Source organism: Methylorubrum sp. B1-46 (genome assembly GCF_021117295.1).
Lineage (GTDB): Bacteria > Pseudomonadota > Alphaproteobacteria > Rhizobiales > Beijerinckiaceae > Methylobacterium.
The window spans coordinates 3,160,156-3,185,450 of the sequence record NZ_CP088247.1; the positions used below are offsets into that span (position 1 = coordinate 3,160,156).

The window sequence follows — 25,295 nt, forward strand, 5'->3', positions numbered from 1 at the left end:
CGCCGGGCCGGAAGCGTCCGGCCAGCGAGATCGGGTTGGCAGGGGCCAGTATCATGGCGCGCGACGCACGCAAAGCCGCCGCGACCGATTGCGGTGCATGGCTGTTGGGCGATCGGAGCGTCTGCGCGCCGTTCTGATCCGTCGCGGCAACCCCCCATTAACCCTTACGTTCCACGATCACGGCGGACCGCCCGCGTCCTGTTGCGGGACCGGCCGGCTGGAGACGAGCCCTCGCCATGATGTCGCGCGCCGAACGCAGTCCCCTGGCCGATTGGTGGTGGACGGTCGATCGCGGCCTGCTTGCGGGCCTCGGCTGCCTGATGGTGGCCGGCCTCGTCTTCCTGATGGGCGGCGGCCCGCCGGTGGCCGAGCGCATCGGCCTGCCGACCTTCTACTTCCTGAACCGTCAGGCGATGTACCTCGCCCCGACGATTCTGCTCATCATCGCCGTCTCGTTCCTCTCGGTGCGCCACATCCGGCGCTTCGCGCTGGTGACGTGGCTGGTCGGCGTCATGCTCTGCGTGCTCGCCGGCAAGTTCGGCCCCGAGATCAAGGGCGCGCACCGCTGGATCCAGATCGGCTCCTTCGGCCTTCAGCCGTCGGAATTCGTGAAGCCCGCCTTCGTGATCGTCACGGCCTGGGCCTTCTCGGAAGGCGCCAACCGCCGCGACATGCCCGGCGTCACCCTGGCGTTCCTGCTCCTGCCGCTGACCATCGTGCCGCTGATCCTGCAGCCCGATTTCGGGCAGACCATGCTGATCACGATGGTGTGGTGCACCCTGTTCTTCGTCGCCGGCCTGCACTGGTTCTGGGTGGCGGGCCTCGGATTGGCGGGCATGGTCGGCGTGTTCACCGCCTACACCTTCCTCCACCACGTGCGCGAGCGCATCAACCGCTTCATGGACCCGGAATCCGGCGATAGCTTCCAGGAGGTCTGGTCGCGGGAATCGTTCAACTCGGGCGGCTGGTTCGGCACCGGGCCGGGCGAGGGCGTGGCCAAGCGCCATCTGCCCGACGCGCATACCGACTTCATCTTCTCGGTGACGGGCGAGGAATTCGGCGTGCTGGTCTGCCTGGGCCTCGTGGCGCTCTTCGCCTACATCGTCATCCGCGGGCTGAAGCTCGCGCGCCGCACCGACGACACCTTCACGAGGCTCGCCATCACCGGTCTGACCACGCTCTTCGGCCTCCAGGCCTGCATCAACATGGCGGTGAACACGCAGCTCATGCCGGCCAAGGGCATGACCCTGCCGTTCGTCTCCTACGGCGGCTCGTCGCTGATCTCGCTGGCGCTCGGCATGGGCTTCCTCGTGGCGCTCACCCGCAAGCGCCCGCGCACCACGACGATCAACCAGCGCCCGCCCGGCACGACGCCTTCGGCCGTTCCGGGATTGATGCAGTGACCCCGGCGGCAGCGACCATGACATCCTCCTGCCGAGTGCCGCCCGCGAGCGCGAAGGCGCGCCGCCCGTGCGGCGGACCGTCCTTGAAGCGTCGGCATCGAGGACAGCCATCATGACCGTCTTCACACCCCTGGTCCTCGTCTGCGCGGGTGGAACCGGCGGCCACCTGTTCCCGGCCCAGAGCCTCGCCTACGCTCTGAAGGAGCGCGGCATCCGCGTCGCGCTCGCCACCGATGCCCGCGTCGATTCGATCGCGGGCGATTTTCCGGCGGAAGAGATCGTCACCATCGCCTCGGCCACGCCGTCGGGCCGCTCGGCCCTGCGCCGGGCCGGCGCCGTTCTGACACTCGGGCGCGGCTTCGGGCAGGCGGCCCGGGCCGTGCGGCGGCTGAACCCGGCCGCCGTCGTCGGCTTCGGCGGCTATCCGACCGTGCCGCCGATGCTGGCGGCGCAGTTGCTGCGGGTGCCCACCATCCTGCACGAGCAGAACGCGGTGATGGGCCGGGCCAACGGCTTCCTGGCCAAGGGCGCGCGCGTCATCGCCACCGGCTTCAAGGAGGTGCGCGGCGTCCCCGAGAAGGCGACGGCGCGGCGGGTCCATACCGGCAACCCGATCCGCCCGGCGGTCTTGGCCGTCTCCGAGACGCCCTATCCGGCCCTCGACGCGGATTTGCCTCTGCGCCTTCTCGTCTTCGGCGGCAGCCAGGGCGCCCGCGTGATGAGCGAGGTCGTGCCGGCGGCCATCGAGCGGCTGCCGGAAGACCTGCGCGCCCGGCTCCACCTCGTGCAGCAGGCCCGTCCGGAGGATCTGACGGCGACGCAGAACCGCTACCTCGCCATGGGGCTCGGCGGGATCGAGGCGGCGCCGTTCTTCAAGGATCTGCCCGGTCGCATGGCCGCCGCTCATCTCGTGGTGGCGCGCTCGGGCGCCTCGACAGTCTCGGAACTCGCTGCCATCGGGCGGCCCGCCATCCTCGTGCCGCTGCCCGGCGCGCTGGATCAGGATCAGGCGGCCAACGCCGCGACGCTGGCGCAGATCGGTGCCGCGCTCTCGATTCCGCAGAGCGCCTTCACCCCCGACCGGCTCGCCGCCGAGCTGGTCGACCTGTTCGAGGCGCCGCGGAAATTGACCCAGGCCGCCGCGGCCGCCAAAACCGCGCGAATCCTCGATGCGGCCGACCGCCTCGCTGCCCTCGTCGTCGAGACTGCGGCCGCAACGTGAAATCTGCGGCAAGCCCGAAAAGGCTTGCCGCGTCCGGCGGACGACCGCCGCCCCGCAGTCGCGGGGGCGGACTTCGACGATGCAGGATCGTCGAAGTCCGGAACGAGACAGCCTGGGTTCGTCAGCGCCCCGGACTCAAAAGGTTTTCGATATGAAGCTGCCCGAAAAGCTCGGCCCCATCCATTTCATCGGCATCGGCGGCATCGGCATGTCCGGCATCGCCGAAGTGATGGCCAATCTCGGCTACACCGTGCAGGGCTCGGACGCGAACGACAACGCCAACGTCCGGCGGCTCTCTGAGAACGGCATCCGCACCTTCGTCGGCCACCGTGCCGAGAACGTCGAGAATGCCGCCCTCGTGGTGGTCTCGACTGCGATCCGCCGCGACAATCCGGAACTGGTCGAGGCCCGCGAGCGCCGTTTGCCGGTGGTGCGCCGGGCCGAGATGCTGGCCGAGCTGATGCGCTTCAAGTCCTGCGTGGCGGTGGCCGGCACCCACGGCAAGACCACGACGACCTCGCTCGTCGCGACGCTCCTCGACGCCGGCAACCTCGACCCCACCGTCATCAATGGCGGCATCATCAACGCCTACGGCACCAATGCCCGCATGGGCGGCGGCGACTGGATGGTGGTGGAGGCCGACGAATCCGACGGCACCTTCCTCAAGCTGCCGGCGGATGTCGCCATCGTCACCAACATCGACCCCGAGCATCTCGACCATTTCGGCTCGTTCGACGCGATCAAGGACGCCTTCCGGCGCTTCATCGACAACATCCCGTTCTACGGCTTCGCGGTCATGTGCATCGACCATCCGATCGTGCAGGATCTGGTCGGGCATATCGAGGATCGGCGGATCATCACCTACGGCGAGAATCCGCAGGCCGACGTGCGCCTGCTCGACATCGACCTGAAGGGCGGCCAGAGCCGCTTCCGGGTGATGATCCGCGACCGCCGGCCCGGCTTCCGCCTGGAGATGCAGGATCTCGTCCTGCCGATGCCCGGCCGCCACAACGCCCTCAATGCCACCGCCGCTCTCGCTGTGGCTCACGAACTCGGCGTGTCCGAAGAGGCGATCCGCAAGGCGCTGGCCGGCTTCGGCGGGGTCAAGCGCCGCTTCACCCGCACGGGTGAGTGGAACGGCGCGGCGATCTTCGACGATTACGGCCACCACCCGGTGGAGATCGCCGCCGTGCTGCGCGCGGCCCGTTCCTCCACCGACGGCAACGTGATCGCGGTGGTGCAGCCGCACCGCTATACCCGGCTGCAATCGCTGTTCGAGGATTTCTGCACCTGCTTCAACGATGCCGACACGGTGATCGTCGCACCCGTCTACGCGGCGGGCGAGGCGCCTATCGAGGGCATCGACCGCGACTCACTGATCAGTGGCCTGAAGGCCCGCGGCCACCGCGACGCGGTCGCGCTGGACCGGCCGGAGGATCTTGCCCGGCTGGTTGCCGGGCGCGCAGGCCCGAACGATTACGTGGTGTGTCTGGGCGCCGGCACGATCACCCAATGGGCCTACGCGTTGCCGGGGGAATTGGCGGCATTGCAGGGGTGAGGCGTGCGCTCCGCGGACGACGAGCGGAGTCAGTTTCGAAAACGGCTGCGGCACGACCAGTCCGAGACCGACCGCCGGCTGCGGTTTCGTCTCCGCGACCGTCGTCTCGCCGGGTTCAAGTTCGTCCGGCAGGAGAGCATCGGCCTGTATGTGGCGGATTTCTGCTGCCGCGAGGCGAGGCTGATCGTCGAGCTCGACGGCTCTCAGCATGCGGACAGCGCCTATGACGCCGAGAGAGATGCGTGGCTGGTCGAGCGTGGCTACCGCATTCTCCGTTTTTGGAACGCGGAGGTTTCGAACAACGTCATCGGCGTATTAGACACAATCCTTGCCGCGCTTCCTCCCTCTCCCCGCACGCGGGGAGAGGGTCGCGACGACCTCGGACCTCGGGTTTACCCGAGTTCCGATCTGGAATGCCCAAATCGGGCAAGCCCGACTTGGGTCGTCGGCGCGACGAGCCCGCAGGGCGATGGTGAGGGGGCTTCGACGCGTGAGCCTCCTCCGGATCGGCCCCCTCACCCCCGGCTGCCGCCTCGCTTCGGCGACGACGAGGTCGCCGAAGCCCTCTCCCCGCATGCGGGGAGAGGGGGAGACCCTGGATGACCGCCTTTCCCGATCTGATCGAAACAATCCGCGCTACCGCGCCTAACCTTCGCGGCCGCCTGGTCGAAAACCAGTCGCTGGCCGACCTCACGTGGTTCCGTGTCGGGGGGCCGGCGCAGGTGCTGTTCAGCCCGGCCGACGCGGAGGACCTTTCGCAGTTCCTCGCCGCCCTCGACTCGTCCGTACCCGTTACGGTGATCGGGCTGGGCTCGAACCTGATCGTGCGCGACGGCGGCATACCCGGCGTGACGATCCGGCTCGGCGGCAAGGCGTTCGGCTCTATCGAGATCGATGGCGAGACCGTTCGCGCCGGCACCGCCGTGCCGGACATGCGGCTCGCCAAAGCGGCGGCGGAAGCCAGCCTCGACGGGCTCGCCTTCTTCCGCGGCATTCCCGGCTCGGTCGGAGGCGCGTTGCGGATGAATGCAGGGGCCCATGGCGGCGAGACCACCGACGTGCTGGTGGAAGCCCGCGGCATCGACCGGAAGGGCGAACTCCGCGTTTTCACCCATGCCGAGATGGGCTTTCGCTACCGCCACTCCTCGGCACCGGACGACGTGATTTTCACGAGCGCGACCTTCCGCGGACGCCCCGGCGATCGCGATGAGATCGAGGCGGAGATGGAGCGCGTCACCGCCGCCCGCGAGGCGGCGCAGCCGATCCGCGAGCGCACCGGCGGCTCGACCTTCAAGAACCCGGAGGGCGGCAAGGCGTGGCAGCTCATCGACGCCGCCGGCTGTCGCGGGATGACCATGGGCGGGGCCCAGGTCTCGGAGATGCACTGCAACTTCCTGATCAACCGCGGCGGCGCCACCGCCGCCGACATCGAGGGGCTCGGCGAGGAGGTGCGCCGCCGGGTGCGCGAGCATTCGGGCTTCGAGCTGCACTGGGAGATCAAGCGGATCGGCGTCGAGGCGTCGCCCGCCTGACGGAAAGCCCGCGTCGAGACCGCAGGAAGGATCGCCCATGGCCCCGACCGACCCGACAGCCCTGGCTGAGCATCTCGGCCGACTCGTCGACGAGATCACCGCCGGGGCCGATGCGGCGCGCACCGGCGGTGACATCCTGCGCCTGCGGGACCGGCTCAACCGCCAATGGGACGGCGCAAAGCCGGGCGCCCATCTCTCCGGGGAGACCTACGCTGCCCTGCGGCGTCGCAGCGAGGCGGCGCATACCCGCCTGACCGAACGCTTCGTCAGCCTCAGGGATTCGACCCCGCAGCCGGAGCCGCGCCTCGTCATCGACCCCGAAGGCCCGACCGTCGCCACCTTCTTCGAAGCGGATACGCCGGCCGGGGATTGGGCGACCGGGGCCGAGGCGGCGATCGGCGCGGCGGAAGCCCGCCTCGGGGTGAGGCTGCCGGAGACGCTCAAGGCGCTCTACCGGCAGCGGAACGGCGGGGCGACGGACTACTTCCTCGCCACCGATACCCCCGACGCCACCCTCGAATTCGAGGGAGATGCGGCTGTCCGCGAGGCCGACGAGGTCTGGCGGACGGTGCTGCCCGGCTTGGACCTGGCCACCCTGGAGCGGCTTGAGAGCCTCGGCGCCGTCAGCGACGGCATCGACTTCGGCAGCGAGGAAGTATCCTGGCGCGCGGCCCTGCCCGGAATCGACCGCATGATCCCGATCAGCAACCACGGCTCCGACCTCTGGCTCTGCCTCGACTACACGGACGCATCGCCTGAACCGTCGGTGGTGCTGTTCGACGCGATCGCGCCGAATGGCGGCCCAGGCCGCATCACCTTCCGCCGCCCGGACTTCGCGCGCTTCTTCGCCGGGCTGCGGCGCCACGGCGTCACCGTCGAGGACGGCGTCGCGATGCGCGGCAGCCGGCTCCTCGGCAACGAGGCCTGATACGTCCCTTCCGCTCGATCGGGCGCCGGAGGCGCCGAACTAGCCCTGAAAGGCTCGAAACCGATGTCCAAGCACGTCGCCGTCCTGATGGGCGGATGGTCCTCCGAGCGGGAAATCTCGCTCCGCTCCGGCAATGCCTGCGCCGGGGCGCTGGAAGGGGAGGGGTATCGCGTCACCCGCGTCGATGTCGGACCCGACATCGCGACGGTGCTGACCGAGCTCAAGCCCGACGCGGCGCTCAACGCGCTGCACGGCCCGGCGGGTGAGGACGGCACGATTCAGGGCCTGCTCGAGATCCTGAAGATCCCCTACACCCATTCCGGCGTCCTGGCCTCGGCACTCGCGATGCACAAGGAGCGTGCCAAAACGGTCATGCGGGCGGCCGGAGTCAGCGTTCCGGAGGGCCGGGTCGTTAACCGTCATGATGCGGCGAAGTCACACCCGTTAACCCCTCCCTATGTCGTGAAGCCGATCGCCGAGGGCTCCTCCATGGGGGTCATCATCGTGCGCGAGGAACGCTCGCATCCGCCCCAGATCCTGGCCTCCGATGCGTGGGTCTACGGCGAGGAAGTGCTTGCAGAGACTTACGTTGCCGGCCGCGAGCTGACCTGTGCGGTGCTGGGCGACCGGGCGCTCGGCGTGACCGAGATCAAGCCCGTCTCGGGGGAGTGGTACGACTTCGACGCCAAGTACGCGGGAGGGGGATCGATCCACGTCCTCCCCGCCAATCTTAAACTAAATATTTACCAGCGTGTCCAAGAGTTGGCGTTAACGGCGCATCAAGCACTGGGATGCCGTGGCGTCAGCCGTGCCGACCTTCGCTACGACGACACACCGGGAGGAACCGGTGCCCTCGTCGTTCTGGAGGTCAACACGCAGCCAGGGATGACCCAGACGAGCCTTGTGCCGGAGATCGCGGCCCACGCAGGCCTGAGTTTCGGTGAACTCGTCCGATGGATGGTGGAGGACGCTTCTCTCAACCGCTGAACGCCGCCGGCACGTCCGGCAGCGGCGGGATCCTCGCGGGGCTGCGGCTTCCCCGGATCCTCAGGCGGTTCTCGTCGGCGCGTCGGCTCAGGCCGGCAGTGCCGATCGAGGCGCGCGTGCCGCGGCTCGCGGGCACGGCGCTGGTCGCCGGGCTCGCCGGCACCGTCGCGCTGACCGGCTTCGTCATGAGCGGACGCTACGACAGCTTCGTTGCCGAGAACGGCCGTCCGCTCGACATCCTCGCCCGGATCGCCGGCTTCGGCGTCGAGCGGGTGACCATCACCGGCCTGTCGCGGATGTACGAGCGCGAGGTGCTGAGCACCGCGGGCATCGACTGGCGCTCCTCCGTGCCGTTCCTCGACGTCGATGCGGTGCGCGACCGTCTGCTCGCCGAGAAGCTGATCGCCAGCGCCTCCGTGCGCAAGCTCTACCCCAATGAGATCGTCATCAACCAGGTCGAGCGCGAGCCTGCCGCCCTGTGGCAGCAGAACGGCGAAATCCAGGTGATCGCCGCCGACGGCAAGGTGATCGACGACCTGCGCGACGAGCGCTACGTCAACCTGCCGCTCGTCGTCGGGGCGGGCGCCAACGAGCGCCTCAAGGAATATCTCGCGCTGATCGAGGCGGCCGGTCCGCTCGGCTCGCGCATCCGCGCCGGCACCTACGTCTCCGGCCGTCGCTGGACGCTCAAGCTCGACGGCGTCGATATCCGCCTGCCCGAGGCCGGCCCCGCCGAGGCGCTCGCTCGGCTGGTGCGGCTCGAGCGGGAGAGCAGGATTCTGGAGAAGGACATCATCGCGGTCGACCTGCGCATGGCCGACCGCGTCGTGGTGCGCCTGACCGAGGAGGCCGCGGCCACCCGGGCCGAGAGCCGCAAGAAGCCGAAGAAGGGGACCGCGACATGATCGCGTTCCATCCCGCCGCACTCTCCTCCGTGTCCTGTCGCGTATCCGCCGAGTAGCGTCCGATGCAGACTCATCACGGCCTCACGCCGCGCCTGAAACCGCTCTCCGCCCGCCGGAGCGCGACGATGTCGGTGCTCGACATCGGCACCAGCAAGGTCGTCTGCCTCATTGCCGAGCTGCAGCCGGCCGAGGCGATGTCGACCTTACGCGGCCGCACGCACCTCGCCCGCATCATCGGCATCGGCCACCAGCGCTCGCTCGGGCTGAAGGGCGGCGCCATCGTCGATCTGGAAGCGGCCGAGGGCGCGATCCGTCAGGCGGTCCACGCCGCCGAGCGGATGGCCAAGGCCGAGGTCCAGTCGGTCATCGTCAACATCTCCGGCGGGCGCATCGCCTCGCAGCATTTCGAGGCGCGGGTGAACGTCCGCTCCGGCACCGTCACCGGCGCCGATGTCGAGCGCGTTCTGGAGACCGCGAGCGCCCACGGCGTCAGCCCCGGCCGGGCCGTGCTGCACGCCCTGCCGACCGGCTACGCGCTGGACGGCCAAGGCGCGGTGATCGACCCCTCCGGCATGATCGGCAACGCGCTCGGCGTCGATCTCCACGTCGTCACCGCGGAAGCCGCCGCCGCGCGCAACCTGATGCTGGCGGTCGAACACTGCCATCTCGGCGTCGATGCGGTCATCGCCACGCCCTACGCCGCCGGCCTCTCGGCGCTGGTGGACGACGAGGCCGAACTCGGCTGCGCCGTGGTCGATATGGGCGGCGGCACCACCAGCGTCGGCGTCTTCATGGGCGGTCACCTCGTCCATTGCGATGCGGTCGCGGTCGGCGGCCACCACGTCACCATGGATATCGCCCGCGGTCTCTCGACTCGCGTCTCCGTCGCCGAGCGGCTGAAGACCCTCTACGGCTCGGCCATCGCCACGGCCTCCGACGAGCGGGACATGATCGCCGTACACGGCGTCGGCGAGGACGAGGGCGAGGCCCCCGGCCACGTGCCGCGCTCGCAGCTCGTGCGCATCGTCAAGCCGCGGGTCGAGGAGGTGCTCGAACTGGTGCGCGACCGCCTGCGTGGGGCCGGCTTCGGCACGCAGGCCGGCCGCCGGGTGGTGCTCACCGGCGGCGCCAGCCAGCTCGTCGGCCTGCCGGAGACGGCCCGGCGCATCCTCCAGGGACAGGTCCGGATCGGGCGCCCGCTCGGCATCCGCGGCCTGCCCGAAGCCGCCAAGGGGCCCGCCTTCTCGGCCTCGGTCGGCCTGCTGGTCTACCCGCAGGTGGCGCATGCGGAGCATTTCGAGCCGCGGGGGCAGGGCGCCTTCGCCGGCACGGGAACGGACGGCTACATCTCGCGGGTCGGTCGCTGGATCCGGGAAAGTTTCTAGAGCGATTTCGCGCGAAGCGGGTCCGGTTCGCGTGAAGATATCGCCTCAAGACAATGACTTGGGGGCGTTCCCGGCCTGACGGGACGGGCAACGGCTCCAAAGAAACGACCCCGCGCCGCCGCGAGGCCAGCGTGGGACAAGCAAGACAGGGCAGGCGTTGCAAGGCGTCGTTCAGGCAATCGAAAGTCACGAAGGGCAAGACCACATGGCCATCTCTCTTCAGGCTCCGGACATCCGGGAACTCAAGCCCCGCATCACCGTGTTCGGCGTCGGCGGCGCGGGCGGCAACGCCGTCAACAACATGATCGAGTCGGGCCTCCTCGGCTGCGAGTTCGTCGTGGCCAACACCGACGCCCAGGCGCTCACCTCCTCGAAGGCCGAGCGGGTGATCCAGATGGGCATCGGCGTGACGCAGGGCCTCGGCGCCGGCTCGCACCCGGAAGTCGGCTCGGCGGCGGCCGAGGAGGTCATCGACGAGATCCGCGATCAGCTCTCGGGCGCGCACATGGCCTTCATCACCGCCGGCATGGGCGGCGGTACCGGCACCGGCGCGGCGCCTGTCATCGCCCGCGCGGCGCGAGACATGGGCATCCTCACGGTCGGCGTCGTGACGAAGCCGTTCCAGTTCGAGGGCATGCGCCGGATGCGCACCGCCGAGGCCGGCATCCAGGAGCTTCAGGCGGCGGTCGACACCCTGATCGTCATCCCGAACCAGAACCTGTTTCGGGTCGCCAACGAGAAAACCACCTTCGCCGACGCCTTCGCCATGGCCGACCAGGTGCTCTACTCGGGTGTCGCCTGCATCACCGACCTGATGGTCAAGGAAGGCCTGATCAACCTCGACTTCGCCGACGTGCGCGCGATCATGCGTGGCATGGGCAAGGCGATGATGGGCACGGGTGAAGCCTCCGGCGAGAACCGCGCCAACCGCGCGGCGGAAGCGGCCATCGCCAACCCGCTCCTCGACGACGTGTCGATGAAGGGCGCCCGCGGCCTGCTGATCTCGATCACCGGTGGCTCCGACCTCACCCTCTACGAGCTCGACGAGGCCGCGACCCGCATCCGCGAAGAGGTCGATTCCGACGCCAACATCATCCTCGGCGCCACCTTCGACGAGAGCCTCGACGGCATCATCCGCGTCTCGGTGGTCGCCACCGGCATCGAGCCGGCGCTGATCTCGGCCGATTCTCCGAACAACCCGGAGATCGCCCAGACCGAGCAGCGCATCGCCGAGGTCGCCGAGCGCCTGCGCTCCGAGGCCCGCGCCCGCGCCTCCGCCGCGCTGAGCCCGGCCTCCACGCACCAGCCGGTGCAGCAGCAGGCGGCGCATCAGCCGGCGCCCCGCATGTCGGCCCCCGAGCCGCTGCTCGCCCCGAACGCTGGGCCGCGGGCGATGTTGTCCGAGCCGGTGGCGCCCGAGCCGATGCGCGCCGAGCCCACCCCGGCGATGCATCACCACGACGTGGTGTTGACGCAGGCGCCGGCCCGCGCCGCCGTCCCGGCCTACGAGCCGCCGGCCCGGGTCCAGGCCCACGAGCCGGCGCCGGTCGCCAGCGGCCCCTACGTGCCGCCGGCCCCGCAGCTTGCCCGTGCGCCGCGCATGCCGCAGATCTCGGACCTGCCGCCCCACACCCAGGCGCAGATCCTCAAGAGCCGCGGCGAGGAGCCCCAGCCGGAGCCGAGCCAGGACTCCAAGCGCATGACCCTGCTGCGCCGGCTCGCCACCGTCGGCTTCGGCGGCCGCCGCGAGGAGGCCGAGCCGGCCCCCGCGCAGCCGGCCCGCTCTGCCGCGCCGGCCCCGGTCGCCGCGCCGCGCATCGAGCCGGCCCTGCGGGCCCCGGCGCCCCAGGCGCCGCAATACCGCCCCGCGCAGGGCAACCTGGATGCGCAGGGTCGCGCCCTGCCGCCGCGGATGATGGAAGACGACCAGCTCGAAATCCCCGCCTTCCTCCGTCGCCAAGCGAACTGAGACGCGAACCGAAAAGCGTTTCGGCTGTGGATTGATGGGGGCAACCCTGCCCCCATCGGTCGTCAGTGAGGTGTTTCAGCAACAGACCCGGGATCGCAAGATCCCGGGTTTATCTACTTGTTAAGACACTGATCACAAAATGCTTTTTAAAGATCGTGGCGAAACCGTGGCTGTAACAGATCGTAAGAATCCGTGATTTGGCCGCCCTGTTTGCCACAGCTATACACCATGCCGGAACGACAGAAGGCGCGCTTGGTCGACCGACCGGCAGCGCTCGCAGAGGCTTCAAGCAGCGGACGGACTTTCCCACACCGCGCCCCGACCGGGGATGCGCGGGAAGGATCCTGGCCGAGGGCTAAGGTATGCGGACGAACCAACAAACAACGCTCAAAACGTCCGTGACCCTCACCGGAATCGGAGTCCACTCCGGAAACCCGGCAGAGATCACGATCCACCCCGCCAAAGCCAACCACGGTATCGCCTTCCTCCGGACGGGCACCACCACCGGCAACGACCGGCTCATCAAGGCCCACTTCGCATGCGTCTCGGCCACCGAGCTGTGCACCGTCATCGGTGACGTCGAGACCGGCGCCGTCGCCACCATCGAACACCTGATGTCGGCCCTCTACGGTCTGGGTGTCGACAATGCGCTGATCGAGATCGACGGCCCCGAGATGCCGATCCTCGACGGCAGCGCCCGCCCCTTCGTCACCGCCATCGACAGCGTCGGCCTCACCACCTGCGGCGCGCCGCGCCGCTGGATCAAGGTGCTCCAGCCGGTCCGCATCGAGGTCGGCCGCGCCTTCGCCGAGCTCCGCCCGATCGACCGCGGCTTCCGCCTCGACGTGGAGATCGACTTCGAATCCCCGGTGATCGGCCGCTCGCGCAAGGCGATGGACCTGACCCCGGCCGCCTACCGCCGCGAGATCGCCCCCGCCCGCACCTTCGGCATGATGAAGGACGTGGAGCGGTACTGGAAGGCGGGCTTCGCGCTCGGCGCCTCCCTCGACAACACGGTCGCCGTCGGCGAGACCGCCGTGGTCAACCCGGAAGGCCTGCGCTTCGCGGACGAGTTCGTCCGCCACAAGTTCCTCGACGCGGTCGGCGACCTCGCGCTGGCCGGCCTGCCGATCCAGGGCGCCTACCGCTCGTATTGCGGCGGCCACCGCATGAATGTCGGCATCCTCGAAGCCCTGTTCGCCGACCGCGCGAACTACGCCATCGTCGAGGGTCAGGGCACTCGCCGCGAGCCGGCCCGCGCCGAGTTCGGCCTTGGCATCGCCGCCTTCGCCGCGGAACTGTAACCGCCGCGCCACATCGGCCCTCGATCCACGTTTTCGGCGGAATCCCTTAACGGTCTCCGCCGTCTTGCCGTTTTGGCGCCCGAATCGGCCTCCACCCGTGAAAGCCTGCGCGTAGGTCGCGCGCCGCCTCGAAGCGGCCGGGCCTGACAGGGAATTTGACCGCGATGCCTCTGACCTTCCCGACCCGTGGCGCGATGGCGGCCGTGCTCCTCAGCCTCGGCCTCGGTCTCGGCGGCTGCGATGCCCTCGATCCGACCAACCTCTTCGCCGAGAAGTACAAGCCCGAGGCGGTTCCGGACACGCCGGCGGACAAGCTCTACAGCGAGGGCTTGGCCAAGATGGAGGACAAGGACTACGAGAACGCCGCCAAGCAGTTCGAGCAGCTCGACAAGCAGTACACCTATTCCGACTGGTCGCGGAAAGGCCTGCTGATGACGGCCTACGCGAACTACGAGAGCGCGAAGTACGACGACGCCATCAACGCGTCGAAGCGCTACCTGCAGCGCCACCCGGCGAGCAAGGACGCGGCCTACGCCCAGTACCTGATGGCGATGTCGCAGTATAAGCAGATCCCGGACGTGACCCGCGATCAGGAGCGCTCCGAGCGCGCCCTCGTCGCCCTCCAGGAGCTGGTGCAGAAGTACCCGACCTCGGAATACGCCGCCGACGCCAAGGCCAAGATCCAGATCACCCGCGACCAGCTCGCCGGCAAGGAGATGGAGGTCGGCCGCTTCTATCTCCAGAAGCGCGCCTTCCCGGCGGCGATCAACCGCTTCCGCGACGTGGTCAGCAAGTACCAGACGACCCGCCACGCCGAGGAAGCGCTGGAGCGTCTGGTCGAGGCCTACATGGCGCTCGGCCTCACCGCCGAGGCGCAGACCGCGGCGGCCGTGCTGGGCCACAACTTCCCCGACAGCCCCTGGTATCAGGATGCCTATAAGCTCTTGCAGACCGGCGGCCTTGAGCCGCGGGAGGAGAAGTCCTCCTGGCTCAGCAAGATCTATCGCGGCGTGATCGGGCGGACCGCCGCCGCGGAGTAAAGGTCTCTCATAAAACTCCCACCGCGCTGTCCTCGCCACTACGAGAACGGCCGGTGATCAGGAGTTTCGTGGGACACTCTCAATCCGTCGTTTGAGCGGCGCCGGTCCCGCATCGGGATCGGCGCCGATTTGTTTCGGCCTGCCCGTTCGGCCCTCGGTCACGGACGCTCTCGATCAGGCCGTCGTTCGGCGAAGGAACCGTCGCAGCATCCAGTGCGCGCTGCGCCAGCGCGCCGTCGCCTCCCGGAACGCCATGCTGAAGACACCCGGATCGGCGAGCAGATCGCTCCGGCCGCCGAAGGTCTCGGCCACTGCGATATACCGTTCGATCCGGCGAACGAGGCCGGAGATGCTTCCATCGGAGGGAAGGGTCCAGAACCCGTGAGCCGGATCCTCCGGCACGAGGATCTCCCTGCGGCAGAAGAAGTCGTCGGAGCGAACGCGCAACAGGGGTGCCAGCCGCCCGTGGAGGTGCCTTGTCGAGAAGTCGATGGCCGGCGGCGCCATCGAGAGCAGCAGGACACGGAAATCCATCAGGTTCTGCGAGACGACCCTGACCTCGACATCGTCGGGGATGCGATCCGTCTGGAACGTCAGACTGACGAGCGGATCGCGTCGACCGTAGCGAAGATTGAGCAGATCCGCCCGCACGCCTCGCCCGCGGCGCACCACGGCCCGTGCGACACGCCGAGCGAGTGCGATGCCGTCGGCATCGAGGGTCGTCGGGACGGCTTCCGGACAAGCCCCGGCCACGTCCGTCAGACCGGTTTCCGTCATCGCGGCGAATGCTTCGAGTGCTGCTGTCACCCGCTCCGGCAGGACGGCCGGGCGCTTGCGAATGAAGAGCCAACCCTCTTCGCGTGCCGCGAAGAAGTCTCCCTCGCGGAAGATCATGCTGTCGTTGCCGATGACATGCGGCCACGCCACGAAGGTCGTCTCGCGGCAGGTGATCGTCCCGGCCCGGCCGTCCGTGTGCGCCAGCAGGGTCTGAAGCATATCTTCGTCCGCATGGACGCAACGCCGGAAGCGCGCCATGTCCGGTAGGCCGGGCATGATATCGTGCAGATAGGCGCAGGCCGCCCGCGACAGGACGTACCAGTTGCTGCCGTGGTGGAGGCGGCTGAGAAAATCAGGATCGCGTGCAAGCGCGGCGATGCCGAAGCTGCCGACGCCCGGAAGCTCGCGGTAGTCCATGCTGAAGCGGTGGGCGATGTCCACCTGGCCGCCGGCATCCATGGCGGAAAACGGTGTCGTGCCAACGTAGGAGACACTGGGCTGGAAGGCGGCCGCCACCGTGATCGGGTCGTGCAGCGGACAGTGCTGCTCGCTCAGCGCCACGAAATGCGACCATGCGGGGGCGGATTTCAGCGCCCAGGCGATCGCGTCGAGGGTCGTCGCAACCTGCGAGTAGCTGGCCCAGGCATAGTGCCGGGTGGGTAGAACCTCGACGTTCGGGAACGCCTGCGCCAGCCGCCGCACGGTGTCGTGAAGAGCCTCGGGCGCCTTTGCATCGACGTGATAGAGGTAGACGTGATCTCGATGGTAAAGGAAGCGGAATTGGTCGCGAACGAAGGCGGGCGATTGGTGGCAGGTGATGAAATAGGCCGTCATGTTCCCGCTCGGCCGCGACGCTCCGATGCCCTGTCCCGCCTTCTAGCGGCGGGCGAGGCGACCGGTCCATTGGGCAGGAACGGTCCGAAGCGATTGGCTGCGATTTTTTCCGCGTGAAGTCGGGGCCTGTTCCGTCTAGATCACCCTCACGACAACGAAGGGGAACCGGGCAGCTTCATGCTCGTCCAGCTCGCAATCCGCGACATCGTTCTGATCGACAAGCTTGAATTGACCTTCTCCGCCGGGCTCACCGTCCTCACGGGCGAGACCGGTGCGGGCAAGTCGATTCTGCTCGATGCCTTTGCCCTGGCCCTCGGCGGGCGCGGGGATGGCGGGCTCGTGCGACAGGGCGAGGCGCAGGGCGGCGTCACCGCCGTATTCGACGTGGCGGCCGATCATCCCGCCCGTGCCGTCGCCGCGGCGGCCGAGATCGACACCGATGGCGACCTGATCCTGCGCCGCACCCAGTTCGCCGACGGGCGCACCCGCGCTTTCGTCAACGACCAGCCGGTCGGCGTGCAGACGATGCGAGCGATCGGCACGGCACTCGTCGAGATCCACGGCCAGCACGACGACCGGGCGCTCGCCGACCCTACCACCCACCGCACCATCCTCGACGCCTTCGGCGGGTTGCAGGGTCCGCTCAATCAGGTCGCCGCTGCGGCCAAACGCGTGCGCGCCGCCCGCACCACCTTGTCCGAGCAGCGCGCGCGGGTCGAGGCGGCGCAGAAGGAGGCCGATTTTCTGCGCCACGCGGTCGAGGAGCTCGGCACCCTCGACCCACAAGCGGGCGAGGAAGCGATGCTCGCCGAGCGCCGCACGGTGATGCAGCAGGGCGAGAAGGTCGCCCGCGAGTTGAACGAGGCGCTCGACCTCGTCGGCGGCTCGGGCTCGCTGGTGCCGCACCTTTCTTCCGCCGTGCGCCGGCTGGAACGGCGCAGCGCGACTGTGCCGAGTCTGGTCGATCCGAGCATTGCGGCGCTGGACGCCGCCCTCGTCGCGCTGGATGAGGCCCGCGCCGCGCTGGACGCGGCGGTGCTCGCCGCCGAGTTCGACCCGCGCGAGCTGGAGCGGGTGGAGGAGCGCTTGTTCGCCCTGCGCGCGGCGTCGCGGAAATATTCGGTGCCGGCCGACGATTTGGCCGACCTGCGCAGCCGCTACGATGCGGATGTGGCCGCACTCGATGCCGGGGAGCAGGCGCTCTCGGGGCTTGAGGCCGAGTTGGACGCGGCCGAGGCCGCCTATGCCCAGGCCGCGAAGAGGCTCGGCGACGGGCGGCGCAAGGCGGCCAAAGCCCTCGACGCGGCGGTCCAGGCCGAGTTGCCGCCGCTGAAGCTGGAGGGCGCCCGCTTCATCACCCAGATCACCGTGGACGAGGCCTCGCGCGATGCCGCCGGCACCGAGCGGGTCGAGTTCTGGGCGCAGACCAATCCAGGCACCCGCGCCGGACCGATGATGAAGGTGGCTTCGGGCGGCGAGCTGTCCCGCTTCATGCTGGCGCTCAAGGTGGTGCTGGCCGGCAAGGGCTCGGCGCCGACCCTGATCTTCGACGAGATCGATACCGGCCTCGGCGGCGCGGTGGCCGATGCCATCGGCGCGCGGCTCGGCCGTCTCTCGGAACAGGTTCAGGTGGTGGCGGTGACGCACGCGCCGCAAGTGGCCGCCCGCGCCTCGACGCATTTCCGCATCGCCAAGGACAGCGTGAAGGACGGCGCGAAGGGGAAGGCGGCCAAGGGCGTGGAGAAGGGCTCGGAACGGGTCACGACCCGGGTGGTCGGGCTCGCGGCGGACGCGCGCAGGGAAGAGATCGCCCGGATGCTGGCTGGCGCGACCGTCACCGACGAGGCCCGCGCGGCGGCAGCGCGACTTCTCCAGGGGGCCGAGGGTTAGCGTCGCTCACAGAACGCCCGCCGCACGGCCCATTGCCGAGGCGAAACCGCCGGCGACCGGGAGTTTCGAAGGCCCTCTCAGTCGCCCTCGTCCAGCTCGATTCCGTACTCCGCCAGCACCCAGAAGATCGCCTCCAGATCGTCGGCGGTCACGTCGCGGGGCGGCAGCGCCTCTTCGAGGTCGTCGTAGGTCAGTGAGCGACGGCGCTCGGCATCCGCCTTGGCCAGCAGGCGGTCGACCGTCATGCGGATGTCAGCCGGCAGGGCGTCGTGGCTCGGCAGCACGATGCCGCCGGCCGGGCGCAGGGCGTCGCTGAGCAAGCGATCGATGATCGCCTGCCGCCGCGCGTGAGCTCCGTCCGAACTGTCCATGCCACCGAATATGGACCGTCGCGGGCGCGCGTCGAGTCTCCACGCACGCGGTCTCACATGACTCCTTTCGTCACTCCTTGCCCACCGACATCAGCAGGCGCTCGGTACGGGCGTCCTCGATGCGGTTGACCATGCGGCGCCCCTCATGGACGTCGCGGAGCGTCTTGGTGGCGGTGATGCAGGACTGGATCAGCATCACCGTGCCCATGGCGAGATAGCCCTTCATCCAGAAGTCGAGGGGCATGAACAGGATGCCGAAGCCGACCAGTGCGGCGGAGGCGACGAAGGAGGCCTGGGTGAAGACGACCCAGGCGCCGGTATGCTGCGCGGTTTCTTGGGACATGGCTTTCTTCCTTGAGAGGGGAGGGGCGGATCAGACGGCACCCGCGCGCCCGGCCTCCGCGCGGCCGCGGAGGCGGGCCAGCACGTCGTCGGAGGAAGGACGTGTCCGAGGCCCGAAGCCCGCGCGTTCAAGACGCTCGGCGATCGTCTCCTCGGGTGTCTCGATCGCGGCGAGCGCCGCATCGGCATCCGTTGCCTCGGCCTGAAGCCGCTGGAGCCGGGCCAGGGTGGCCTCCGCCTCGCGCAGGCTGGCATTGCCGCCTACGCTCTGCCTCCCACGCAGACGCCGGACGGCTTCCGCGGCCGCCGCAACCCGCCGCCCGCGCTCCAGAGCCTCCTGGCGCCGGGTCGCGTCGGCGAGCACTGTGCGCATCCGCGTCACTTCCGCGGCGAAGGTCGCCCGTGCGGCGCGGAGCGAATCCCGCTCGGCTTCGAGGCTCGCGATGGCTTCGGCCGCCTCGCAAGCGAGATCCTCGCGGCCCGCCGTGAGGGCGGCCACGGCGCGGGTCTCCAGATCGGCCGCGCGCGCCTCGACGTCGGCCAGCCGACGGGCCTCGGCGGCGTCCCCGGCCATCGCCGCAGCCAGCGCCCGCCGGCTCCGCTCCAAGTCGGCGGCGGTCTCGCGGATCTGCTGATCAAGGACGAGGAGGGCGTGGCGGTCGTAGGCCTCCTCGCAGGCCTGGGCGGCGGCGCCGCGGGCAAGCGTTCGCAACAGCGTCAACATGGCATCACTCCGAGGGCGTGACCGCGTCGTCACGTCGATAGGAGTGCGCCGGGTTTGCACGATGTGCAAGTGATGTTTTGCACACCGTACAATCCCGTACTCGTCGGCGGGGTGCTGCTCGGCCGGAGCCGAGCGATCGGCCTAGGGCATCGTCTTTTCCCGAAAGCCGGCAGCCACCTTTCAGGACGATGCTCTAATCCCGCACAGCCAGCTCCGCCGCCTTGGCGATCCGCACGGGGATCGCCTTTGCCGCCGGGACCTTGGCCTGGGCGTCGTGGTGCCAGAGCGGGATCAGCACGTTCAATTCCGGGTAGTAGCCGGCACAATTGCCCTCGGGGATATCGTACTTGACGATCCTCAGACCCTTCACCTCGCGGGCGAACTCGTCGGCGGCTTCGGTCACGACATCGACTGTCTCGCCGTCGGCGAGTTGCAGGCGCTCGATGTCGTTCTCGTTCATGAACAGCACCTGCCGGGTGCCTTTCACGCCGCGAAAGCGGTCGTGGTAGCCGTAGATCGTGGTGTTGAACTGGTCGTTCGAGCGCAGGGTAATGAGGTCGAGCACGTCGCGCCGGTCGCTCTTCATATCCGGGTCCATGTCGAGCCCGTCCGGCGGCACGACGAAGTTGGCCTTACCCGTGTCCGTCTCCCATTTGCGCTCGCGGGCGGCGAGCGGCTTGTGCAGGCCGCCGGGCTCGAACAGGCGCGCGTTGAAGTCCTTGAACTTCTCCGGATAGGTCGCCTCGATGGCGTCGCGCACTTTGGCGTAATCGCCGACCCAGGCGTTCCAATCGACCCGCGGGTTCTCCGGCAGCGTCGCCTTGGCGAGCTGCGCCACGATCCAGGGCTCGGAGCGCACGTGGTCGCTGATCGGCGAGGCGACGCCGCGCGAGCCGTGGAAGCAGGAGGTCGAATCCTCCATCGACACCGCCTGCGGACCGCTCGCCTGCTCGTCGATCTCGATCCGCCCGAGACAGGGCAGGATGTAGGCGATCTCGCCGTGAACGAGATGCGAGCGGTTGAGCTTTGTCGAGACCTGTACGGTGAGCCGAATCCCGCGCCATGCCTCCTCCATCCGCTGCGTGTCGGGGATGGCGCGCACGAAGTTGCCGCCGAGCCCGACGAACGCCTTCACCCTGCCGGCGAGCACGCCCTCGCAGGTCTCGATCGTGTTCATCCCCTTCTCGCGGGGCGGCTCGAAGCCGTACATCGCCTTGAGCTTGTCCAGCGGCACCAGGGAGGGCTCGTCGGCGATGCCGACGGTGCGCTGGCCCTGCACGTTCGAGTGTCCGCGCACGGGGCAGATGCCGGCACCGGGGCGCCCGATATTGCCGCGCAAGAGCAGCAGGTTGACGAACATCTGCACCGTCTCGGTGCCGCGGCGATGCTGGGTCAGGCCCATGCCGTAGATGCCGATCACCGCCCGCGCGCGGGCATAGACGGCTGCGGCCGCCTCCATCCCCTCGCGCTTCAGGCCGGACTTGGCCTCCAGCGCCGGCCATTCGAGCCGGTCGCAGAACTTTTCGAACTTCTCGAAGCCGTGGGTGTGCTCACTGAGGAAGTCGACGTCGAGGACGCGGGGACGCCCCTCCTCCTGCGCCTGCCGGTCCATGGCGAACAGCGCCTTGCAGATCCCGGCAATCGCCGCGATGTCGCCGCCCGCCTTCACCTGATGGTACTGGGTCGAGATCTGCGTCGAGGAATGCGTCAGCATCTCGATCGGCGATTGCGGGTTGGTGAAGCGCTCGAGCCCGCGCTCCCGCAGCGGGTTGAAGGTGATGATCGGAACGCCCCGGCGCCGGGCGTCCTGCAGCGGGTGCAGCATCCGCGGCGAATTCGAGCCGACGTTCTGGCCGAAGAACAGGATCAGGTCGGTGGCCTCGAAATCCTCCAGCACCGTCGTCCCGACCGGTACGCCGATCGATTGCGGCAGCGCCTTCGAGGTCGATTCGTGGCACATGTTCGAGGAGTCGGGCAGGTTGTTGTTGCCGTACATGCGCGCGAACAGCGCGTACATGTAGCTCGTTTCCAGCGAGGCCCGGCCTGAGGAGTAGAACACCGCCGCCTTCGGATCCTCCTCCCGAATGGCCTTCAGCTCGCGGCCGATCTCTTCGAAGGCCTGCTCCCAGGAGACGGGAAGGTAGCGGTCGCGCTGCGGATCGTAGCGCAGGGGATGGGTGATGCGGCCCTTCTCCTCAAGGTCGTAATCGGCCCAGGTCAGAAGCTCGGTGACCGAGTGGCGCTCGAAAAAGTCCGGCCCGATGCGCTTGCGCGTCTGCTCCCAGGCGGTCGCCTTGGCGCCGTTCTCGCAATACTCGAAGGTCGAGGGCTTGGCCGGCTTCGACCACGCGCAGGACACGCACATGAAGCCGCCCGGCTTGTTCTGCTTCATCAGCATCGCCGCGCCGGAGGCCGGGATCTCCTCACGGGTCAGGATATCGACGAGCGAGCGGGCCGAGCCCCATCCGCCGGCCGGGTCGGTATAGGCTTCGATCTTCTCGTCGGGCATGGCCGGGCTCGCTTCGGGTGACCTCGGCGCAACACAGGGGTGAAACGTCGGGTTCCACCCATGCGACGACGGCTCCGGCGCGACCCCGGATGCCCGCGATCGTTGCGGGCGCAGTGAGCGGCCCTATTGTTCGGCGAAGGGCTCCGCTCCGGGCGCATCCGGGTTCATGCCCTCGACCGGAACGCGGCTGCGGCGGGGTCGCGGTGCCGTGTTGGCGGCGGTCGGCGCCGCGGTGTTGGCGCCGAGCCGTGCCGCGAGCGCGATCGCCCGCGCCTCGGTGAAGCGGAGGTGGCAGTAGCCGTGCGCCCCTTCGCGGGCATAGGTCCGGCACGCCTGCTCGCGGTCGGACGAGAACGCCGCCTGCTCCTGCACGATCGGCCGGATATCGCTGCCGCGCGAGCGCTGGGTCATGATCTTGTAGTTGTCGCGCACCGCCTTGTCGGCGACGCCGCGGGCGGTATCGAACTCGCCCGCCTGCGGGATGAGGCTCGCCGCGCCGGGTCCCCACAGGCCCGACGGCGTGGTCTCGCAATCTGCCGCCGTGAAGGTGCAGGCCGGCCCCGAGCCCAGCGGCGTGGCGAGCACGCTGCCGTCGAGGATCTCGAAGCGCAGCGGGCATTCGGCGCTCGCCACCGAGAAGCGGGAGACACCCTGGGCGCGGCCCTCCGCGCTTAGCGAAATCGGCTTGCCGTCGTTGAGCTTGACCGTACAAGCCTCGGTCGGCTGCGAGATCTTGGTGCCCGGCAGGCTCATCAGCGCCGTGTAGGCCGCGCCGTTCCGCTCAATCTTCAGGGAGCCTTTCAACCCGTTCAGCAGCAGCTCCTGCCCGGCGACGTTGTCCTCGGCCGGCACGCGCAGCACCACCGGCTGGCGCGGCTGGGCCGGCGCGCTCGGCCGCGTCTCGACACCTTCGCCGGGGGCGGGGGCACCCGGCTCGACCGGTTGCGGCGGCGGCTGGACCGGCACGTTGCGCGGCGGTTGCGGCGGGCGCGCCGCCCGCCCGATGCCGAACAGCTCCTCGAAGAAATTCTGCGCCCGCGCGGGCGTGGACGGGAGTACAGCCAAGCCGGCGAGCACGAGCAGCGCTCCGCTGGCGACACAGGCCGGGCGCGCCGCCCTGCGGACCTTCCGCGCGGACATTCTCTCGGAGACGGGCAGGGACATCAGGCCGTCGGCCTCCCGGTTTGAAGCCACTTCACGGGCCATGTGTCGTCGTCATACCACGTCACCCGTGGCGCGGACGTGGCAGCCTGGCAACAAACAAGCTTCTCTACGGATCTCATTCCGAAAATCGCCTTGACCCGGCGGAGGATGGCGGACGTCGCTGAACCGTTCGGCGCACGTTCTTGCGGCGGCGTAGCCGTCTTCTTATATGCGGCGGGACACGGGACGAAGCCTGGGAAGCACAGCCCGCCAGGGCGATGCGCTTCGGATCCATCCCGTTCTCAAACCTGATGTTTTTGTACCGCCATGGGTCGAGCTGCTTCGGGGCTCGGCGGTCTGCTTGAAAAATCCAACAGAGGGATCCCACCATGGGTAAAGTAATCGGTATCGACCTCGGCACCACCAATTCCTGCGTGGCCGTCATGGAAGGCACGCAGCCGCGGGTCATCGAGAATGCGGAAGGCGCCCGCACCACCCCGTCCATCGTCGCCTTCACGGATGACGGGGAGCGCCTCGTCGGCCAGCCCGCCAAGCGGCAGGCCGTGACCAATCCGGAACGCACCTTCTTCGCGATCAAGCGTCTGATCGGCCGGACCTACGACGATCCGCTGACGCAGAAGGACAAGGGTCTCGTGCCCTACAAGATCGCCAAGGGTGACAACGGCGACGCCTGGGTCGAGGCCGACGGTAAGAAGTACTCGCCCTCGCAGATCTCGGCCTTCACTCTTCAGAAGATGAAGGAGACCGCCGAGTCGCATCTCGGCCAGCCGGTGACGCAGGCCGTCATCACGGTCCCCGCCTACTTCAACGACGCCCAGCGTCAGGCGACCAAGGATGCCGGCAAGATCGCCGGGCTTGAGGTGCTGCGCATCATCAACGAGCCGACGGCCGCCGCGCTCGCCTACGGCCTCGACAAGAAGAAGGCCGGCACGATCGCGGTCTACGACCTCGGCGGCGGCACCTTCGACGTGTCGATCCTCGAGATCGGCGACGGCGTGTTCGAGGTGAAGTCGACGAACGGCGACACCTTCCTCGGCGGCGAGGACTTCGACAACCGCGTGGTCGAGTACCTCACCAGCGAGTTCAAGAAGGAGCAGGGCATCGACCTGACGAAGGACAAGCTCGCCCTCCAGCGCCTCAAGGAGGCGGCCGAGAAGGCGAAGATCGAGCTGTCCTCGGCGACACAGACCGAGATCAACCTGCCCTACATCACCGCCGACGCCACGGGTCCGAAGCACCTCGCGCTCAAGCTCAGCCGCGCGAAGTTCGAGAGCCTCGTCGACGACCTCGTGCAGCGCACGATCGAGCCCTGCCGCAAGGCGCTCAAGGATGCCGGCGTCTCGGCCTCCGAGATCGACGAGGTCGTGCTCGTCGGCGGCCAGACGCGCATGCCCAAGGTGCAGGAGGTCGTGAAAGCGTTCTTCGGCAAGGAGCCTCACAAGGGCGTCAACCCGGACGAGGTCGTCGCCATCGGCGCCGCGGTCCAGGCCGGCGTGCTCCAGGGCGACGTGAAGGACGTGCTGCTGCTCGACGTGACCCCGCTGTCGCTCGGCATCGAGACGCTGGGCGGCGTGTTCACCCGTCTGATCGACCGCAACACCACGATCCCGACCAAGAAGTCCCAGGTCTTCTCGACGGCCGAGGACAACCAGAACGCGGTCACCATCCGAGTCTTCCAGGGTGAGCGCGAGATGGCGGCCGACAACAAGCTGCTCGGCCAGTTCGACCTCGTCGGCATCCCGCCGGCGCCCCGCGGCATGCCGCAGATCGAGGTGACCTTCGACATCGACGCCAACGGCATCGTCAACGTGACGGCCAAGGACAAGGCGACAAACAAGGAGCACCAGATCCGCATCCAGGCCTCGGGCGGCCTGTCGGACGCCGACATCGAGAAGATGGTCAAGGATGCCGAGGCCAATGCCGAGGCGGACAAGAAGCGCCGCGAGCTGGTCGAGGTGAAGAACCAGGGCGAGAGCCTGATCCACGCCACCGAGAAGTCGGTCGCGGAGTACGGCGACAAGGTCTCGGCCGCCGACAAGGGTGCCATCGAGTCCGCCATCACGGCGCTCCGCTCCGCGCTCGAGGGTGAGGATGCCGAGGGCATCAAGGCCAAGACCAACGACCTGATGCAGGCCTCGATGAAGCTCGGCGAGGCGATGTACGCCGCCTCCCAGGCCGAGGGTGCGCCGGGTGCTGACGGAGCCGCGGCTTCGGCGGAGAAGAAGGACGACGTCATCGACGCCGACTTCCAGGAAGTGGACGAGAACGAGCGCAAGAAGCGCGCGTAAGTCCGCGTAACGGCTCGGGAGCGGTGCGCCAGCGCCGCTCCCGATCATTTTTCATCGTCAGCGGCGCGAACGGCTTGATCCTCGGGCAAGGCTCGGGGATCAACGGTGCCGAGCGTCCGAGAGAAGCGAAGGTCGATCCGGCCCGTCCCGTTCGAGTCGGGAG

General features: G+C 68.8%; 20 protein-coding genes. 14 read left to right on the forward strand and 6 right to left on the reverse strand.

Annotated features, from left to right (window positions below):
- Positions 1-236: 236 nt before the first annotated feature.
- The 12 genes from LPC10_RS14615 (at position 237) to LPC10_RS14670 (ending at position 14,233) form a co-directional block, all read left to right on the forward strand.
- Positions 237-1,403, forward strand: a complete 1,167-nt coding sequence (locus tag LPC10_RS14615; protein ID WP_231342786.1) for an FtsW/RodA/SpoVE family cell cycle protein — start codon at positions 237-239, stop codon at positions 1,401-1,403.
- 112 nt (positions 1,404-1,515) lie between these two features.
- Entirely contained in the window at positions 1,516-2,625 is a 1,110-nt protein-coding gene (murG, locus tag LPC10_RS14620; RefSeq protein ID WP_231342788.1) for an undecaprenyldiphospho-muramoylpentapeptide beta-N-acetylglucosaminyltransferase, read from the forward strand.
- Between the two features lie 151 nt (positions 2,626-2,776).
- Entirely contained in the window at positions 2,777-4,183 is a 1,407-nt protein-coding gene (gene murC, locus LPC10_RS14625) for a UDP-N-acetylmuramate--L-alanine ligase (protein ID WP_231342790.1), read from the forward strand.
- A gap of 3 nt (positions 4,184-4,186) precedes the next feature.
- Positions 4,187-4,786: an endonuclease domain-containing protein gene (locus LPC10_RS14630; RefSeq protein WP_231342792.1), complete on the forward strand. Its 600-nt coding sequence runs from the start codon at positions 4,187-4,189 to the stop codon at positions 4,784-4,786.
- Positions 4,783-5,715, forward strand: a complete 933-nt coding sequence (gene murB, locus LPC10_RS14635) for a UDP-N-acetylmuramate dehydrogenase (RefSeq protein ID WP_231342794.1) — start codon at positions 4,783-4,785, stop codon at positions 5,713-5,715. The genes LPC10_RS14630 and murB overlap by 4 nt, the downstream gene beginning before the upstream one ends.
- Before the next feature lie 37 nt (positions 5,716-5,752).
- Complete coding sequence (locus LPC10_RS14640) at positions 5,753-6,643, forward strand: SMI1/KNR4 family protein (RefSeq protein WP_231342796.1); 891 nt, start codon at positions 5,753-5,755, stop codon at positions 6,641-6,643.
- Positions 6,644-6,706: 63 nt separating this feature from the next.
- Positions 6,707-7,630, forward strand: coding sequence for a D-alanine--D-alanine ligase (locus LPC10_RS14645; protein WP_231342797.1), 924 nt, complete (start codon positions 6,707-6,709; stop codon positions 7,628-7,630).
- Entirely contained in the window at positions 7,597-8,535 is a 939-nt protein-coding gene (locus LPC10_RS14650) for a cell division protein FtsQ/DivIB (RefSeq protein ID WP_231342799.1), read from the forward strand. The genes LPC10_RS14645 and LPC10_RS14650 overlap by 34 nt, the downstream gene beginning before the upstream one ends.
- A 62-nt stretch (positions 8,536-8,597) precedes the next feature.
- Entirely contained in the window at positions 8,598-9,920 is a 1,323-nt protein-coding gene (ftsA, locus tag LPC10_RS14655) for a cell division protein FtsA (RefSeq protein WP_231342801.1), read from the forward strand.
- Between the two features lie 205 nt (positions 9,921-10,125).
- Positions 10,126-11,889 (forward strand): cell division protein FtsZ, encoded by a 1,764-nt coding sequence (ftsZ, locus tag LPC10_RS14660; RefSeq protein WP_231342805.1) that lies wholly within the window; start codon positions 10,126-10,128, stop codon positions 11,887-11,889.
- A gap of 362 nt (positions 11,890-12,251) precedes the next feature.
- Positions 12,252-13,193 carry a UDP-3-O-acyl-N-acetylglucosamine deacetylase gene (gene lpxC / locus LPC10_RS14665; RefSeq protein WP_231342807.1) on the forward strand — a complete coding sequence of 314 codons (942 nt, stop codon included), beginning with the start codon at positions 12,252-12,254 and terminating at the stop codon, positions 13,191-13,193.
- 164 nt (positions 13,194-13,357) lie between these two features.
- Complete coding sequence (locus LPC10_RS14670) at positions 13,358-14,233, forward strand: outer membrane protein assembly factor BamD (protein WP_231342808.1); 876 nt, start codon at positions 13,358-13,360, stop codon at positions 14,231-14,233.
- 174 nt (positions 14,234-14,407) lie between these two features.
- Here LPC10_RS14670 and LPC10_RS14675 read toward each other — a convergent pair whose 3' ends face one another.
- Positions 14,408-15,844 (reverse strand): beta-1,6-N-acetylglucosaminyltransferase, encoded by a 1,437-nt coding sequence (locus LPC10_RS14675; protein ID WP_231342810.1) that lies wholly within the window; start codon positions 15,842-15,844, stop codon positions 14,408-14,410.
- A gap of 177 nt (positions 15,845-16,021) precedes the next feature.
- Between LPC10_RS14675 and recN the strand changes: the two genes are divergently transcribed.
- Positions 16,022-17,734, forward strand: a complete 1,713-nt coding sequence (gene recN / locus LPC10_RS14680; RefSeq protein WP_231342812.1) for a DNA repair protein RecN — start codon at positions 16,022-16,024, stop codon at positions 17,732-17,734.
- A gap of 77 nt (positions 17,735-17,811) precedes the next feature.
- On the opposite strand, the gene LPC10_RS14685 is transcribed toward recN, so the two are convergent.
- The 5 genes from LPC10_RS14685 to LPC10_RS14705 all read right to left on the reverse strand — a co-directional run bounded on the left by LPC10_RS14685 (position 17,812) and on the right by LPC10_RS14705 (position 22,844).
- Entirely contained in the window at positions 17,812-18,105 is a 294-nt protein-coding gene (locus LPC10_RS14685) for an RNA polymerase sigma factor region1.1 domain-containing protein (RefSeq protein WP_012254285.1), read from the reverse strand.
- A gap of 70 nt (positions 18,106-18,175) precedes the next feature.
- Entirely contained in the window at positions 18,176-18,448 is a 273-nt protein-coding gene (locus LPC10_RS14690) for a YiaA/YiaB family inner membrane protein (RefSeq protein WP_133088285.1), read from the reverse strand.
- Positions 18,449-18,478: 30 nt separating this feature from the next.
- A complete protein-coding gene (locus LPC10_RS14695) occupies positions 18,479-19,171 on the reverse strand; it encodes a PspA/IM30 family protein (protein ID WP_231342813.1) in 693 nt (230 codons plus the stop codon).
- A gap of 193 nt (positions 19,172-19,364) precedes the next feature.
- On the reverse strand, positions 19,365-21,680 hold the full coding sequence (locus LPC10_RS14700; RefSeq protein ID WP_231342814.1) for an FdhF/YdeP family oxidoreductase: 2,316 nt from the start codon (positions 21,678-21,680) through the stop codon (positions 19,365-19,367).
- A 123-nt stretch (positions 21,681-21,803) separates the two neighbouring features.
- The gene (locus LPC10_RS14705) at positions 21,804-22,844 is read right to left on the reverse strand and encodes a hypothetical protein (RefSeq protein ID WP_231342815.1); all 1,041 of its coding nucleotides are present in this window, start codon (positions 22,842-22,844) and stop codon (positions 21,804-21,806) included.
- Between the two features lie 368 nt (positions 22,845-23,212).
- Here LPC10_RS14705 and dnaK point away from each other — a divergent pair, with 368 nt between their 5' ends.
- Positions 23,213-25,132, forward strand: coding sequence for a molecular chaperone DnaK (gene dnaK / locus LPC10_RS14710; protein ID WP_231342817.1), 1,920 nt, complete (start codon positions 23,213-23,215; stop codon positions 25,130-25,132).
- Positions 25,133-25,295 lie beyond the last annotated feature (163 nt).